The sequence below is a fragment of the Streptomyces sp. KL2 genome (assembly GCF_046529545.1).
In the GTDB taxonomy this organism is placed as follows: Bacteria; Actinomycetota; Actinomycetes; order Streptomycetales; family Streptomycetaceae; genus Streptomyces; species Streptomyces radiopugnans.
On the sequence record NZ_CP127170.1, the window covers coordinates 535,425 to 550,017 of the forward strand.

Here is a 14,593-nt window from a genome sequence, read left to right on the forward strand (position 1 = left end):
TCTGCCGGCGGCCGTCCCGGCCGGCCGCCCGGGCGGTGCGGACGAGGACGGCCGCCAGGGCCTCCCGGCCCGGAGGGCGGTGGGGGCGCCTCGTCACCGGTCGCCGCGCTCGTCCCGCCACCCGTCGCTGTAGAGGAACCCGCGCACGCTGCGCCGCCGCCGGGCGTGCTCCCGGACACCGGCGGCGTACCGCTCCTCGCCGACCACGGGGACGCCCACCTGCCGCAGCACCGACAGCGGGGGCGCGGGACGTTCGTGTTCGGCCCGGCTGAAGAACTGCCCCCGCAGGGTGTCCAGCACCTGGTCCATGGCGGACAGCAGGGGGCCGGTGGCCGCCGGGTCGGGCCGGGCCCCGGGAGCCGCGCCGGCGCACAGCAGCAGCAGGGTGTCGTCGAGGACGGCGACGGCCGGGGCGGGGGCCTTGTGGAGCGAGGCGGAGTGGAAGTAGTGGACGACCGGGTAGGCCAGGTGCTGCTCGCCCATGCGCAGCAGCGGGGCGGTCAGGGAGACCAGGTGCTGGTTGAACATGGAGCTGAAGCCGTCCCCGGTCCATCCCCCGGCGATGACGGCGGCGGCGTCCCGTCCCAGGGCGTGGATCTGCTCGGCCAGGACGCGCTTGTGGACCACCGCCTGGACCACCTGCACCAGGTAGGTGATGGAGAGGGTGACCAGGAACAGTCCCGACAGGGAGGCGACGGTGGTGGCCACCTGGGCCCAGGCGGTGCCGGGGACGTAGTCGCCGATGCCCAGGGTGAAGACGGTGTAGCCGGTGAAGTACACCCGTGCCCAGCCGTCGGCGGGCACGGCGGTGACGGAGGTGACGACGGCCTCTTCGTGGGAGGCGAACACCAGCCACCACCCGGCCCACAGCAGTGCCGTCCAGGTCAGGAAGGTGGCCAGCAGGGTGAGCGTCCCGCTCCACTCCAGCAGTCGTGTCCCGCGCGGCGCCCGGGCCTGGAGGGCCAGGAGGGACCGCCACACTCCTCTGGCCGTCCGTCCGCCGACCGGGCCGGTGCCCGTGACCATCGACAGCGAGGTGATCACCGCGTCGGCCAGCGCCAGGGCGACCAGGGCACAGCCGGCCACCGTCGTCAGCACGTTCATCGCGCCGCCTCACGCCCCCTCTCGCCGGCCTTGGCGTAGAGGGACAGGCCGGGGGCGGTGGTGACGCCGTGCGCGACGGTGCTGGCGGCGATGACCAGAGTTCCGGCCGCCAGTACCACCGGGTCGGCACCGAGCCGGTGGGCCTCCATGGTGAGGTAGAACAGGGCCGAGACGCCGATGGGGCCGAACCAGCCCATGAAGAGGGTGTCGCGCCAGGTCAGTGAGAGCGGCCGCTTCAGGGCCAGCAGGACCGGCAGGCGGCGCAGCAGCAGGACGCCCAGGACCAGCAGGACGCAGCGCCACCAGCCCAGTTCGCCCCACTCGCGCCACGGGATCATGGCGCCGAGCACGACGAACAGCGGCAGGACGAGGAAGCGGTTGACCGCCTCGTCGTTCTTGTCCTCGTCCGCGCGCTCGCTGACCGAGCTCGTCGCGTTGAAGGCCAGTCCGCTGACGAAGACGGCGAGGACGCCGTCCAGGCGCATCAGCCCGGCCGCCCCGAGGACGAGGAGGGCCAGCAGCAGGGTGTAGACGAGCAGGGGGCCGGACTGGACGGTCCGGTGCTCCTCCGCGCTGCGCAGCGCCTTGCCCCCCAGCACGCCCGCCACCGCTCCGAAGGCGACCGCGCCCAGCACCTGCCACAGGGATTCCAGCAGCGCGTCGGTGCCGCTCAGGGTTCCGGCGATCGCCACCGCGGCCAGCACCAGGGGCAGGGCGAGACCGTCGTTGGCGCCCGATTCCAGGGAGAGCACCTGCCGGGTGCGGGCGGTGACCGTCTTCTCGGCCGGTTCGCCGGTGACCACGCTGGAGGCGAGCACCGGGTCGGTGGGGCACAGGGCAGCGCCCAGCAGCGCCGCCGCGCCGAGGCCGATCCCGAGGACGGCGGCCGACAGCGCCGTGGTGATCAGCGCCATCCCCAGCATGGCCGCCACCAGCAGGACGGCCACCGGCTTCACCCTGGAGCGCACGTCGTGGAACGGGTAGCGCAGGGCGATCGCCATCACCGACACCGCCAGGAGCAGCCGGGAGAACTCGTGCAGTTCCCTGTGCCCCTCCACCACGGTGGGCAGGTCGAGGACGCCCAGCACCTCGGGGCCGAAGGCGATCCCGGCCAGCAGCGCCAGCATCGGCCCGCTCAGCGGGGCGCGCTGGATGCGCACGGAGAAGACCGCGAACACCAGGGCGAGGGCGGCGGTGACGGTCAGGAGTTTGTCCAGCATGCCCCTGCGGCTGCCCTGCTCCATTCTTGTCATGCACCGGTAGCCACATCGGCCCCCCGGTGGGCGAGGGCGTCCGGGTGAGCGGACGGCCGGAGCGCCCGGGCGGGCCGCGGAAACGGACGGGCGCCGGGCCGGGCGTTCGGGGCGGAAGCGGTCGCCCTCCGTCCCGGCGGCGCCCTGCGGACGCCCATAGCGCCCTACAAGTGTTCGCCTCCGGTACGGAGGAGCAGCGCCGTCTCACCCGAAGGGGTGGTGTCGGGCGCTCTCCGTCGACACCCGGAGTTCTGACGGTCCGTCAGCGGAAACCCGGTCCGTCAGGAAGCCGCGACGGCGGGTCGCACTGAGGAGAGGAGAAACCCTTGAGGGCAGCCGACTCGAGTGATCGCGCCGCTCACCGGGGCCGCCGCATCCCACGGCAGCGGCGGGGCCCCGGCGGACCCCGCACGGCCGTCTGTCCGCTCCGGCGGGAGCGGGCACGCCACCGGGAAGGCCGGCTCCTGCCTCGGCGGGCCGAGATGTAGGAGGTTCCCGGCACACCAGAACACCACTGCGAGCGACACGCCTCCCCCGAGGACGCGGGCGGGGCCCGGTGACCGGGCCCCGCCCGCACACGCGCCCGCCCACGCGCCCGGCGGGCCGTCACTTCCAGGGAATGGTGCGCCAGGGGCCGGCCGGATCGGTGGTCAGGACCCGGTGGGCGGCCAGCATCTCCTGGTACCAGTCGCCGAACTCCTCCTCGTCGAAGTGCAGGCAGCGGCCGAGGACGTAGCCGGCCGAGAAGGACTCCCAGGAGTCGTAGGCGACCTGGCTGACCCGGCCCGCCCGCACCACGGCCTGCTCGGCCTCGGCCACGTCGCAGAAGCGGGCGCCCAGGCCCCAGCGGGCCATCTTCGAGGCCCGGCCGTAGTCCCAGGCGAGGACGGAGGTGACGTACCCGTTCCCGGCCAGCAGTCCGTCCGCGCGGAAGCGGGCCTCGTAGCGCACGATGCGGCCGATGAGCCGCTGGAGCCGGCGGGTCTCCGCCTCCGGGTCGGGGCGGTCGGCGCCGGCCGCCGCCTGCCCGGCGCGTGCGCGCACGAAGCGGTCGACGGTCCGGCGCCAGTGGTCGATCCCGACCGGCCCGCCGTACTCGCGGGCGATCGCCCGGCGGACCTCCAGCACGAACTCCCAGGCCGAGTCGCTCGCCTCGCCCCGCAGAAGCCGCTGCTGGGCCGACGCCCACTCCTCGCGGGTGGTGATGCCCCACCAGTCGGCCAGCCGCTCCCGTTCGCCGCCGTAGCCCGTGCCGTGCCACCCCATGGCGTTCCACAGGGAGCCGTTGGACACGCACAGCAGGGCGCCGCAGGCCAGGCCGCGCGCCACGGGCCCCTGGTGCACCCCTCCGACCCGCAGGGTGCGCAGCGTGCCCCTCCCCGCGTTCCGGGGGACCCTCGCCGCGTGCTCCGCCCATGTCCGCCGGTGCTCGGGGGTGGCGGCGAAGTACGCCTCGCAGGGGCTTCCCGGGTTGACCGCCAGCCACCGGCCGGAGTCCGGCCACCACTGGGCGTGCCCCTTCAACGGACGCTCCAGGAACACCGGGTCCGGCGCCGGGCAGGGCAGCATCCCCTCCGTCAGGACTGCCACGCAGTGCCTGCGCGCCCTGGGGTCCCAGTAGGGGAAGAAGGCGAAGAACCCCGGATTGGCGTCCGCCCACGACCGGGGTACGGCGTGGAAGAGCCTGGCCCCGGCCAGGACCTCGAGGTAGGCGCTCCAGTCGCCGCGCGTCCTCGCCTCGTACAGCCGCTGCTCGACGTCGGTGGGCGGCTGCCACGGTATGTGCGCCGGCCCGCCCCGTATCTCCCCCGCCGCCCTCTTCCCGGCGGCCGTTCCGCTCCACGTGTCCATCGCGGAATCACTCTACAGAGTGACCCGGTCACCTTCCGGTACGGGGTGGCGCGGCCGGCCGCGCCACCCCGAGCGGTACGCCTAGTCCGCCGCGCACAGCGGTCCCTGGTCCCGGCTCCTCACGTCCTTCTCGTAGGCTCCGCACACCCCCACGACCTCCGGCCCCCCGTCCGTCTGCCTCAGCAGCACCAGCGTCTTGTCCGCCGGCGGCCTGTTCGGGGACAGGGGCCGGTGGATGTAGCCGGTGGCGCCCTCGAAGGAGACACCGCCGCGCAGCACGGCGAGGACCGCGCTGCGGTGTACGTCCCGGCCCGAACGGGCGCCGTCCACCGCCTGGGAGAGCATGTGGAAGGCGTCGTAGGACACCGCGGAGTGCCCGTCGTGGCGCCAGGGGTCCGCCTTCGCCGGTCCGCCGACGAACGCGTCGTACTCCCGGGCGAACCGCTGCGTCCTCCAGCTCGCCCGCTTGTCGGTGGTGGGCAGTCGGTGGGCGGAGTGGTACAGGCGCAGCCACGTCTTGTCGGCGTACTCGCCGGTCAGCGCGACGTTCGTCAGCTCGTTGCCGCCCAGCACCGTCAGGCCGTCCTTCACGCAGGTGCCCTGCTTGTCGAAGGCGTTGACGAAGGCGGTGAAGTCCCTGGCCCGCGCCGACCAGTAGACGATCGGGTCCCCGCCCGCCGAGCCGAGCATCTCGCAGACGGTGCCGGCCAGTTGCGCCGCGGTGGTCACGTTGGGACTGCCGGGCGGGGCGGTCCCGAACGCGCCCTCCTGGGAGAAGTTGACCAGTTGCTCGTCGCCCGGGAACCACTTCGTGAACTTGCCCGCCAGACTGGCGCTGTACAGGTCGTCGGAGTTCTGGACCACGACGGCGTGCCGGGCCGGGACGCAGCCGTCCGCCCCCTCCGGCCTGGCCACGATGTTCGACGTCGTGGCGAACTCCGCCGCCATCCGCGCCTCGTCGCTGTTGAGCGGGGTGAAGGGCCAGTAGGTCTGGCTGACCAGCATCTCGTCCGCGGTGGCGGTGGTGCCCACCACCGGGATGTCCGCCGACTCCAGGATGTCCAGCGCGTCCCTGGTGGCCTCCTTGCTCTGCGCGAATCCCAGGACCCCGACGACCGTCTCGTGGTTCCGGACGCCCCGCCGGTCGGCCTCCCCGACCTCCTCGACCAGTTCGCGGGCCTCGGCGGCCGCGTCCTTGAAGCCCTTCCCGGTGGTGCGGACGTCCACGATCAGGGGCACGAGCGACTCGTCGGCGCCCGCCTCGCGCAGTATCCGGCCCTGCCACATGGCGATGCCGCGCAGCTCGGGGATGGTCCCGTCGAACAGGGTGTCGGTGCGGTCCGTGGGCTCGTCCGAACCGAAGTGGACCACCGTGCGGACGGTGCGGCCCTCCTCCTCGGCGAACCGCACGGCCCTGGCGTTCTGCCGGTCGATCGCCTCGCGCATCTCGTCGTACCACTTCTTGGGCTCGACGGGGACCGGCTCGGCCAGTTCGGTCACCGCGGCGGTGCCGCCGCCGGCGCACCCGGTGTCCCGCTCCGGGCCGGAGAGCAGTTCGACGCCGCCGACGCCCAGCAGGGAGACGGCCAGCGCCGTGCCCCCGGCCAGCGCCGACGTCTGGGTGCGCCAGCTGAGCCGGAAACGCCTCGGGGAGACCCTGCGCACGGGCAGCCCGGCGCGGGAGAAGGGCTCCTCCCGCAGGCCGACCCACACCGGGCGGTGGGCGTCCTCGTGCAGCAGCAGACCGGCCTGGGAGAGGTTGCACTCCTCCGGGTCCAGCTCCGCCCGGAGCGTCCCGGAGATCCGGCCGACCGCGACGACCAGCGGTCCGGGGCCGCCGACCGTGGCGCCCGCCTGCCGGAAGGAGCGCAGGAAGCGTTCGGCCGCCTGGGCCCCGTCCGCCGCGTCCCTGGGCATCTCCAGCAGGATCACCGGGCGCGCCCTGCGTCGTCGGCGCTTGGGCAGGAAGCGGCCGACCGAGGGCCTGCCCAGGTCCTCCAGGAGCGCGCGCAGCAGGAGCCGGTCGACGGCCTGGAGCGCCTCCGCGTGGCGCGGGTGGTCCGCGGGGAGCGCCAGCCGCGGCGCCTGGCGGGCCGCCACCGCGTCCATCACCCCGAAGAGGTCCTCGCCGCTGCGGCGGACGTTCAGCTCCGCGCCGAGCCAGCGGGAGCGGCGGTTGGGGGAGAGGCGCCCCGGTCTGACCAGTCGTGCCGTCTTGCGCCGGGCCCACAGCCACCGGGGCAGCGTCCTGGTCAGGCTCAGCCACCACGTCCTCAGCAGCCAGCCCCGCAGGCCCGTGGCCGGCGGGGCCTCCTTCCCGCCGAGCGACCACAGCAGGCCGGGCAGCCCGCCGCGTTCGGCCCGCCTGCGGTACGCGTGGTCCCGGAGCTCCTTCGCGGCGGGGGCCGTCCAGTCCCCGGGGTGCTCCCGGACGTAGGCGACGGTGTCCCGCAGCAGCTCGAAGTCGGGGAAGCGGTCGGGGGTCATGTTCCCGGGGATGCCGAACGCGAGCTGCTTGCCCGCCTCCCCGGCCAGCAGGTCGCCGTCGGAACCCGCCTGCAGGATGGCGTAGGGAACCAGTTTGCCGCCGTCGCTCAGCGGGTCCACCAGTGCGTTGATGACCCTGCGGACGCGGGTCTCGTACTCCTCCCCGTGCCCCGGCACATGGAGGATGAGCAGCGGCGGCCTGGTGGTCAGATAGCCCGGTGCGTCGGGCACCACGGCGGTGGGGTACTCGCGGACGAATATGTCCGCGCCGGTGTCGTCCGGAAATCGGTTGGGCGCAGGCGTCGCCATGGAGGACCCCCCGGTTTTCGCGTGTCTCCCCCGGTCCGGGGTGTGAGAAGTTACCGACTGTGCTCCACCTGTCACAAGCGCTTTGCCGCAAGCGGTCCGGCCGCCCCTTCCGCCGGCCCCGGGCCCGGGGCCGGCGGAAGGGGCGGTGCGCTGGGCGGTGTGCTGGGCGGTGTGCTGGGCGGCGGGGCGCCCGGCCGGTGAAAGCGGCACGAGTGCGCGGCCGCGCGGGGGGAAGGGCTGCGGTGTGCCTGCTCTGCCTTCCCGTCCGTCCTCCCGTACCCGCTCCGAACGCGAGCGGCTCGCCCAGGAGCTGCTGGACCGCGCGACTCCGGTGATGAGCGCGCTGGGCGTGCTGTTCCTGCTGCTCGTGCTGGGCGAGCGGCTGGCCCGGCCCGGAAGTGCGCTGAGCACGGTCATGGCCGTGGCCGGCTGGCTGCTGTGGGCGGTGTTCGCCGCGGAGTTCCTCGCCCGGCTGCTCATCGCTCCCGATACCAGGGCCTTCTGGCGCCGCAACTGGTGGCAGCTGCTCTTCCTGGTGCTGCCCTTCCTCCGGGTGCTGCGGCTGGCGCACTCGGTCCGGATGCTGCGCACCGGCCGGGTGCTCTCCTCGGTGGTGCGCTCCTCCCGCTCAGCGCGCCGGGTGCTCGGCGACCGGATCGGCTGGCTGGCGGCCGTCTCGGCGATCACCGTCCTGGGCAGCGGCGAGCTGCTGTACGAGTTCGGCTCCTACCGGTCCCTGGGCGAGGCGCTGCACGCCACCGCGCTGGCCACCGTCACCGGAGAACCGCTGGACCGGCCCGGCGCCTTCCCCAAGGTTCTGGAGATCGTGCTGGCGGTCTACTCCGTCGCCGTCTTCGCCACCCTCGCGGGCAGCCTGGGGGCCTACTTCCTGGAGTCGCGCGCCACCGGCGATCACCCGGTGAGGGTGGGCAGCGGAGGAGGCGAGGACTCCTGATCGTAGGTGGGCGTCTGCGCGGGGACCTGCATGGACAGCGAACCGGCGTCCTCGAAGTGGAAGGTCACCCACACGAAGTCGCCGCCCCGGATCTCCTGACGCACGTCGCGCAGCGCCAGGTAGGTCCCCCCTTCCTCCAGGCCGACCGACCTGTCCGGGGTCAGCTCCACCCCGTCCTCGACCACCTCACCGCCCCGGCCGACGATCTCGACGGACCCCGCCGCCGGCGACTCGGCCGAGACCAGCCGGTCGGCGGGCGGTTCCTGGTCGTACAGCTGCGCGTACAGGGGGACGTCGCCGCCGGTCTCCCAGGGGCCGTCCGCCGGTTCGGCGAGATGGGCGTAGCGCACCAGGACCGAACCGACCCGTGCGTTGGCCCCCGGCGAGTCGGCCTCTCCCCCGCCTCCGGTGCCGCATCCCGCGGCCGGGAGGGCGAGGAGGGCCGCCAGGAGCGGGACGAGCGGGCGGCGCGGTGTGCGCGGGGTTCCGGACGGCGCTCCGTTCACCTGGCCTCCTCCGGGGTCATGCGGCGTGCCCGGAACAGCAGCAGCATGCTCACCAGCGCCAGCACCACGAGCACGATGCCCATGACGACCTCGTTGGTCTGGGCCGCCCGGGGGGTGTTCTGCGGACCGCCGTAGTCGACCAGGGCCGGCGCGACCAGCAGCCACAGGCCCATGAGCAGGACGATCAGATCCGACAGCCACCCGCGCGGGCGTACGATCCGGGCGGCTGCGGTGAGCAGCAGCACGATGCCGACACCGGTCTCGTTGCGCTGGGCGTCGACGGCGGCGTCGCTGAAGGGGTACCTGAGGAACCACGCGGCCAGGACCAGCCAGATGCCGGCCAGCATCATCAGGCCGGTCACGAGCTGGTCCCGCACGCCGGTGGGGCCGGGCGTGGTCGCGGCGCCCCGGGCGGCTGCCGGTCCGCGTGGGGAGGAATGACGAGCCATGGGAACTCCTTACGGGGTCTTCCAGACCATCTTGGTGCCGTTCGCGGCGATTCGCCCGGTGCGCACCCCCGCCCCGGCTCCGTTCGGCGGCTTCCTTTCCGGAATCACCCCGCCGTCCGCGCCCCGGCCGCTTCCCCGACGTCCGACAGGGAGCTGCCCGAGCCGGCCCGGGAGCGGGTGATCACGCTGAACTTGCCGTCGGTCTCCAGCACCACCGCGGCGACCTCCTCGACCGAGCCGACCCCCTGGGAGCGGATCGCCTGGAGCACCTCGCTCCCGGTGACGCGCTGCCGGGCCATCGCCTCGTCGAGCATGCGCCCGTCCCTCAGCAGCAGGGTCGGTTCGGCCTTGACCAGCCGCCGGAAGCGGCGGGAGCGCACCGCCGTCCAGGCGCTGACGAACTGGAGGGCCACCAGCAGGGCCAGGGCAAGCGCCCCCTCGGCGAGGGAGACGGTCGCGTTGAGCAGGATGGTGGCCAGCGTCGAGCCCAGGGCCACGGTGACCACCAGGTCGAACGCGTTCATCTTCGCCAGCGTGCGTTTGCCCGAGAGCCGCACCGCCGCGATCAGGGCCGCGTAGGAGCACGCGGCCATGACGGCCACACGCAGCAGGTCGTATCCGGTGTCGAAGAACATCGGGCACGACTACCCCGCGGTTCCGTTCCGCAACGTGTCCGCGCCGCCCTGCGACCGAGCCGGTGTCCGCGGGATCAGCCTGGCTGCGAGGCGCGCAGACCGGCGGTGACCAGCTTGCGGACGGCGATCACGGCGGCGGCCGCCGCGATGGTGCTCCAGTCCGGGTCACCGGCCAGCCGCAGCAGTCCCGCCGCGGTCAGGAAGTCCAGGAGGACGGCCAGCGCCGGCACGACCCGCATCCCCGACGCGAGCGCCATCGCGGCGGCCGCCAGACCGAAGGCGGTGGTGGCCAGCGCCGCCAGGCTCAGGACGGTGGTCATACCGGTTCCGCGGGGGCGCGGGAGCCGTCCGCGTCCTTGCGGCGCTCGCGTTCGATCTCGGCGCGCTCGGCCGCGATCTCCCGGCTGAGGAAGAAGTTCAGGGCGGTGCGGATCGCCGCGATCGCGGCGAGCTGCCCGATCTCGGTGAAGCTCGGGGCGACGGCCGTGCGCAGGACGTCCCCGGCGAGCTGGAACTCCAGGCCGAGCGCCAGGAAACGCCCCAGGGTGAGCCGGATCCTGTTGAACCTGCGGTCCGGGCCGGCTCCGCGGACCATGGTGAGCAGGAAGCGCCCGAACGCCCAGACGGCACCCACGAAGATGATCAGGGCGCCCGCCGCCTCCACCAGCCCCACCAGGAGGTCGACCGCTTCTCTCAGCGCGGACTCGGGCAGCACCTCGGCGGTTGTGTTCATGATCCGCGAGTACCCTCGCCGGTCCGCTCATTCCACGGGGGGCCGACGTGACGCACCTCACCTGATTTGACCCGAATTCGCTCACTCCGGTGCGGAATGTCCGCGGCGGTCGGCCGGTTGTACTCGTCGCGGGCGCCGGAGGGCGGGACAGTGTCCCCGGGCCTCACCCACCGCCTGCGAGGACGATCGTCCGGCTGAAGCCTCGCAGTGCCATTCGCCGCGAAGGCGACCGCCGTCCCCGGCGCCCGCACCTCAGACCGGCGCCGGCCAGGTTCCCCCCCGTCCTGGCCGGCGCCTTGCCGCACCCGCCCACCCCGTACCGGCGCGGACGGGCGTCGCCGCCGGGCGGATGTTTACCGGTTGCGCGGCGGCGGGTTACCGTCGCCTCCATGACCGCCGATCCCGTCCGCGCCCGGGTGCGCCTGAGCGCCGAGGACCGGCGCGGGCAGCTGATCGGCATCGGGCTGAGACTGCTGGCCGACCGCCCCGTCCACGAGCTGTCGATCCACGAGGTGGCCGCCGAGGCGGGCATCTCGCGCGGCCTGCTCTTCCACTACTTCCCGACCAAGCGCGACTACTACGCCGCGGTGGTCCGGGCCGCCGGGCAGCGGCTGCTGCGGCACGCGCGCCTGCCGGAGGAGGGCGGGCCCGAGGAGCGGGTGCGCGCCGTGGTCGGGGGTTTCACCGGCTTCGTGCGGCGCCGCCGCGCCAACTACGTGGCCCTGGTGCGCGCCGGAGCCGGCGGGGACGACCTGGTGGTGGAGGTGTTCGAGGACATCCGCGCCACACTGGCCGAGCGGGTCCTGACGGCGCTGGGCGACCCCTCCCCCGATCCGCTGGTGCGGCTCGCGGTGCGCGGCTGGCTGGCGATGGCGGAGGAGATGGCGATCGGGGCCGGGGAGGGGATGGCGGCCGAGGAGCTGGTGGGCTTCCTCGTGGACGGCCTCGGCCGGCTGCTCGCACCACTGGGTACGCCGCTCGCCCCGCCTCGCTGACCGTCCCCCACCCGCCGGGCGCGGGAGGGAAGGTGATCCGGGCCACCCCGCGCCACCGCTATTGAGTACTGCTCAGTATGTTGGCTACGCTCGCCGTCGCAACGACACCGCCCCGGGCGCCCCGGGCACCCTTCAGCAAGGAGCCGGCCGTGGACTTCGCCCACTCGCCGCGGGCTCGGGATTACGTCGAGCGCGTCGCCGGGTTCGTCGAAACCGAGATCATCCCCCGCGAACGCGAGTACCTCGGCGCCCTGCGCGGCCGGGCCGACCGGTGGGCGGTCCCGCCGCTGGTCGGGGAACTCAAGGCCAGGGCCCGCGAGCAGGGCCTGTGGAACCTCTTCCTGCCCGACGCGCGCCACGGCGCCGGGCTGGGCGTGGTGGAGTACGCGCCGGTGGCCGAGGTGATGGGCCGCTCCCTCATCGCGCCCGAGGTGTTCAACTGCAACGCCCCCGACACCGGCAACGCCGAGGTCCTGCTGCACCACGGCAGCGACGAGCAGCGCGAGCGGTGGCTGGAGCCCCTGCTGGACGGGCGCATCCGCTCGGCGTTCTGCATGACCGAGCCGGAGGTCGCCTCCTCGGACGCCTCCAACATGGAGGCGACCGCCGTCCTGGACGGGGACGAGGTGGTGCTCGACGGGCGCAAGTGGTGGAGCACCGGCATCGGGCACCCCGACTGCCGCTTCGTGATCTTCATGGGGCTGACGGACCCCGGCGCCCACCGCCACCGTCGGCACTCGATGGTGCTGGTGCCCCTGGACACCCCCGGGGTGCGGATCGAGCGGATGCTGCCGGTGCTCGGCTATCTGGACGAGCCCTACGGCCACGGCGAGGTGTCCTTCACCGGCGTGCGCCTGCCGGGCAGCGCGATCATCGGCGGGCCGGGCCGCGGCTTCGAGATCGCCCAGGGCAGGCTGGGCCCCGGCCGCATCCACCACTGCATGCGTCTGGTCGGAATGGCCGAGCGCGCCCTGGAGCTGGCCTGCCGCCGTGCCGTCTCCCGCACCGCGTTCGGCAAGCCGCTGGCCAACCTCGGCGGCAACCGGGAGCGCATCGCCCGGGCCCGCATCGCGATCGACCGGGCACGCCTGCAGGTGCTCCACGCCGCGTGGCTGCTGGACACCGCCGGGCCGCTCGGGGCCCTCGGGCAGCTCTCCCAGGTCAAGGCGGCCGTACCCGCCATGGCGCAGGAGGTCGTCGACATGGCCGTCCAGCTGCACGGCGGGGCGGGGCTGTCCGACGACACCCCGCTGGCCGGCTTCCTGGCCGCCGCCCGCGCGCTGCGCCTGGCCGACGGGCCCGACGAGGTGCACCTGGGCGTCGTCGCGAAGCTGGAGCTCTCCCGCCACCGGGAGCGGCCGTGAGCGGGGAGGCGACGCCGGCCCGGCCTGCCGCCGCCGCGAAGGGCTCCGGGAACAGGGCGGGGAACACGACGGAAGACACACAGGAGCACACGGCATGAGCACCCGCAAGAACATCCTCATCACCGGGGCCAGCGCCGGGCTGGGCGAGCAGATGGCCCGCGAGTTCGCCGCCAGGGGGCGCGACCTCGCCCTGTGCGCCCGCCGCACCGACCGCCTGGAGCGGCTGCGCGAGGAGCTGCTGGCCGCCCACCCCGGCATCACCGTCTCGGTACGCGCGCTGGACGTCAACGACCACGGAGCCGTCTTCGAGGTCTTCCGCGCCTTCCGCGCCGACCTGGGTTCCCTGGACCGGGTCGTGGTCAACGCCGGACTGGGCAAGGGCCGGCCGATCGGCACCGGGCGCTTCGACGCCAACCTCCAGACCGCGCAGACCAACTTCACCGCCGCGCTGGCCCAGTGCGAGGCCGCCGTGGAGGTCTTCCGCGACCAGGGGGCCGGCCATCTGGTCGTCGTCTCCTCGATGAGCGCCATGCGCGGCCTGCCCCGCAACCTCACCGCGTACGCGGCCAGCAAGGCCGGCGTCGCGGCCCTCGCCGAGGGCATCCGCGCCGAGCTGCTGCGCACCCCGATCAAGGTCACCACCCTCTTCCCCGGCTACATCGCCTCCGAGATGAGCGGGTCGGCGGGCCGGACGCCGCTGATGGTCTCCACCGAGAAGGGGGTGCGCGCCATGGTGAAGGCCATCGAGGCCGAACGCGCCCAGGCGAAGGTGCCCGCCTGGCCCTGGGTGCCCCTGGGCTTCGCCATGCGCCGGCTGCCCCTGGGCGTCGTGGCGAGGATGAGCTGAGATGAGCCGCTCCCCCGCCTCCCCCGAACCCCCCGGCCCGCCCGCCTCCCGGTCCGGCCGGCGTGCCGTACGCGCCGAGGACGCCTTCGACGTCGCCCGGGTGGACGCCTGGCTCAAGGAGCGGCTGGACGGCCTCACCGGCACCCCGGAGGTCACCCAGTTCTCCGGCGGCGCCTCCAACCTCACCTACCTGCTGCGCTATCCGGGCGCCGAGCTGGTGCTGCGCCGCCCGCCGGCCGGGCGCAAGGCATCCTCGGCCCACGACATGGCCCGCGAGTACCGCGTGCAGGAGCGGTTGCGGCCGGTCTTCCCGTACGTGCCGGCCGTGCGCGCCCTGTGCCGGGATCCGGAGGTCATCGGCGGCGACTTCTACGTCATGGACCGCGTGCCCGGCCTGATCCTGCGCGGCCGCCTCCCCGAGGGCCTGACGCTGGACCGTGCGCGGGCGCGCCGGCTCTCGGAGACCTTCGTCGACACCCTCGCCGACCTCCACCGCGTAGACGCCCGGGCCGCCGGCCTGGGCGACCTGGGCAGGGGGACGGGGTACGTCCGGCGCCAGGTGGAGGGCTGGACCCGCCGCTACGCCCAGGCCCGCACCTGGAACACCCCGCGCTTCGGCAGGGTGACGTCCTGGCTCGCCGACAACCGGCCCGACGACGTGGCCACCTGTGTGATCCACAACGACTGGCGGCTGGACAACATCGTCCTGGACCCCGGGGACCTGCGTGTGACCGGTGTCCTGGACTGGGAGATGGCCACCCTCGGGGACCCGCTGATGGACCTGGGCAGCGCGCTCGCCTACTGGGTCCAGGCCGACGACGACCGGATGGCGCGGGCCACCCGGCGCCAGCCCAGCCACCTGCCCGGCATGCTCACCCGCGCCGAGATCGTCGAGCGCTACCGCGAGCGCACCGGGCTGCCGGCCGGCGACTGGACCTTCTACGAGGTCTTCGGCCTGTTCCGGCTGGCCGCGATCGCCCAGCAGATCTACTACCGCTACCACCACGGGCAGACCCGCAACCCGGCGTTCCGGAACCTGTGGCTGGCGGTGCACTACCTCGACCGGCGCTGCCGCCACGCCATCGCCCGGGCGGGCCGCTGAGCG

General features: G+C 74.0%; 14 protein-coding genes. 5 read left to right on the forward strand and 9 right to left on the reverse strand.

Annotated features, from left to right (window positions below; genetic code table 11):
• Positions 1–93: 93 nt before the first annotated feature.
• The 4 genes from QPK52_RS02440 to QPK52_RS02455 form a co-directional block, all read right to left on the reverse strand.
• Positions 94–1,104 (reverse strand): potassium channel family protein, encoded by a 1,011-nt coding sequence (locus QPK52_RS02440; protein ID WP_410535257.1) that lies wholly within the window; start codon positions 1,102–1,104, stop codon positions 94–96.
• Positions 1,101–2,357, reverse strand: coding sequence for a cation:proton antiporter (locus tag QPK52_RS02445; protein WP_410535258.1), 1,257 nt, complete (start codon positions 2,355–2,357; stop codon positions 1,101–1,103). The genes QPK52_RS02440 and QPK52_RS02445 overlap by 4 nt, the downstream gene beginning before the upstream one ends.
• Before the next feature lie 606 nt (positions 2,358–2,963).
• A complete protein-coding gene (locus tag QPK52_RS02450; RefSeq protein ID WP_410535259.1) occupies positions 2,964–4,208 on the reverse strand; it encodes a DUF1266 domain-containing protein in 1,245 nt (414 codons plus the stop codon).
• A gap of 81 nt (positions 4,209–4,289) precedes the next feature.
• The gene (locus QPK52_RS02455; RefSeq protein WP_410535260.1) at positions 4,290–7,004 is read right to left on the reverse strand and encodes an ABC transporter substrate-binding protein; all 2,715 of its coding nucleotides are present in this window, start codon (positions 7,002–7,004) and stop codon (positions 4,290–4,292) included.
• Positions 7,005–7,248: 244 nt separating this feature from the next.
• Here QPK52_RS02455 and QPK52_RS02460 point away from each other — a divergent pair, with 244 nt between their 5' ends.
• Positions 7,249–7,959 (forward strand): hypothetical protein, encoded by a 711-nt coding sequence (locus tag QPK52_RS02460; RefSeq protein ID WP_410535261.1) that lies wholly within the window; start codon positions 7,249–7,251, stop codon positions 7,957–7,959.
• Here QPK52_RS02460 and QPK52_RS02465 read toward each other — a convergent pair.
• From QPK52_RS02465 to QPK52_RS02485, 5 genes are all read right to left on the reverse strand, one after another.
• On the reverse strand, positions 7,917–8,465 hold the full coding sequence (locus QPK52_RS02465; RefSeq protein ID WP_410535262.1) for a copper chaperone PCu(A)C: 549 nt from the start codon (positions 8,463–8,465) through the stop codon (positions 7,917–7,919). The genes QPK52_RS02460 and QPK52_RS02465 overlap by 43 nt on opposite strands.
• The gene (locus QPK52_RS02470; protein ID WP_410535263.1) at positions 8,462–8,914 is read right to left on the reverse strand and encodes an SPW repeat protein; all 453 of its coding nucleotides are present in this window, start codon (positions 8,912–8,914) and stop codon (positions 8,462–8,464) included. Before QPK52_RS02470 ends, QPK52_RS02465 begins: the two co-directional genes overlap by 4 nt.
• 104 nt (positions 8,915–9,018) lie before the next feature.
• Entirely contained in the window at positions 9,019–9,549 is a 531-nt protein-coding gene (locus tag QPK52_RS02475) for a DUF421 domain-containing protein (protein ID WP_410535264.1), read from the reverse strand.
• Positions 9,550–9,623: 74 nt separating this feature from the next.
• Positions 9,624–9,869 carry a hypothetical protein gene (locus tag QPK52_RS02480; protein ID WP_410535265.1) on the reverse strand — a complete coding sequence of 82 codons (246 nt, stop codon included), beginning with the start codon at positions 9,867–9,869 and terminating at the stop codon, positions 9,624–9,626.
• Positions 9,866–10,282: a DUF1622 domain-containing protein gene (locus tag QPK52_RS02485; RefSeq protein ID WP_410535267.1), complete on the reverse strand. Its 417-nt coding sequence runs from the start codon at positions 10,280–10,282 to the stop codon at positions 9,866–9,868. Before QPK52_RS02485 ends, QPK52_RS02480 begins: the two co-directional genes overlap by 4 nt.
• A 389-nt stretch (positions 10,283–10,671) precedes the next feature.
• On the opposite strand from QPK52_RS02485, the gene QPK52_RS02490 reads away from it, so the two are divergent.
• The 4 genes from QPK52_RS02490 (at position 10,672) to QPK52_RS02505 (ending at position 14,590) form a co-directional block, all read left to right on the forward strand.
• Entirely contained in the window at positions 10,672–11,277 is a 606-nt protein-coding gene (locus tag QPK52_RS02490) for a TetR/AcrR family transcriptional regulator (RefSeq protein ID WP_410535268.1), read from the forward strand.
• A gap of 149 nt (positions 11,278–11,426) precedes the next feature.
• A complete protein-coding gene (locus QPK52_RS02495; protein ID WP_410535269.1) occupies positions 11,427–12,641 on the forward strand; it encodes an acyl-CoA dehydrogenase family protein in 1,215 nt (404 codons plus the stop codon).
• Between the two features lie 94 nt (positions 12,642–12,735).
• Entirely contained in the window at positions 12,736–13,488 is a 753-nt protein-coding gene (locus tag QPK52_RS02500; protein WP_410535270.1) for an SDR family oxidoreductase, read from the forward strand.
• Between the two features lies 1 nt (position 13,489).
• Positions 13,490–14,590 carry a phosphotransferase family protein gene (locus tag QPK52_RS02505; protein WP_410535271.1) on the forward strand — a complete coding sequence of 367 codons (1,101 nt, stop codon included), beginning with the start codon at positions 13,490–13,492 and terminating at the stop codon, positions 14,588–14,590.
• The last annotated feature ends 3 nt before the right edge of the window (positions 14,591–14,593 follow it).

Bases quoted from the DNA above. Each gene is read 5' to 3' on its own strand.
- QPK52_RS02500 (WP_410535270.1), top strand. From the start codon at position 12,736: ATGAGCACCCGCAAGAACATCCTCATCACCGGGGCCAGCGCCGGGCTG.
- QPK52_RS02475 (WP_410535264.1), bottom strand. From the start codon at position 9,549: ATGTTCTTCGACACCGGATACGACCTGCTGCGTGTGGCCGTCATGGCC.
- QPK52_RS02470 (WP_410535263.1), bottom strand. From the start codon at position 8,914: ATGGCTCGTCATTCCTCCCCACGCGGACCGGCAGCCGCCCGGGGCGCC.
- QPK52_RS02440 (WP_410535257.1), bottom strand. From the start codon at position 1,104: ATGAACGTGCTGACGACGGTGGCCGGCTGTGCCCTGGTCGCCCTGGCG.
- QPK52_RS02490 (WP_410535268.1), top strand. From the start codon at position 10,672: ATGACCGCCGATCCCGTCCGCGCCCGGGTGCGCCTGAGCGCCGAGGAC.
- QPK52_RS02445 (WP_410535258.1), bottom strand. From the start codon at position 2,357: ATGACAAGAATGGAGCAGGGCAGCCGCAGGGGCATGCTGGACAAACTC.
- QPK52_RS02455 (WP_410535260.1), bottom strand. From the start codon at position 7,004: ATGGCGACGCCTGCGCCCAACCGATTTCCGGACGACACCGGCGCGGAC.
- QPK52_RS02450 (WP_410535259.1), bottom strand. From the start codon at position 4,208: ATGGACACGTGGAGCGGAACGGCCGCCGGGAAGAGGGCGGCGGGGGAG.
- QPK52_RS02480 (WP_410535265.1), bottom strand. From the start codon at position 9,869: ATGACCACCGTCCTGAGCCTGGCGGCGCTGGCCACCACCGCCTTCGGT.
- QPK52_RS02485 (WP_410535267.1), bottom strand. From the start codon at position 10,282: ATGAACACAACCGCCGAGGTGCTGCCCGAGTCCGCGCTGAGAGAAGCG.
- QPK52_RS02505 (WP_410535271.1), top strand. From the start codon at position 13,490: ATGAGCCGCTCCCCCGCCTCCCCCGAACCCCCCGGCCCGCCCGCCTCC.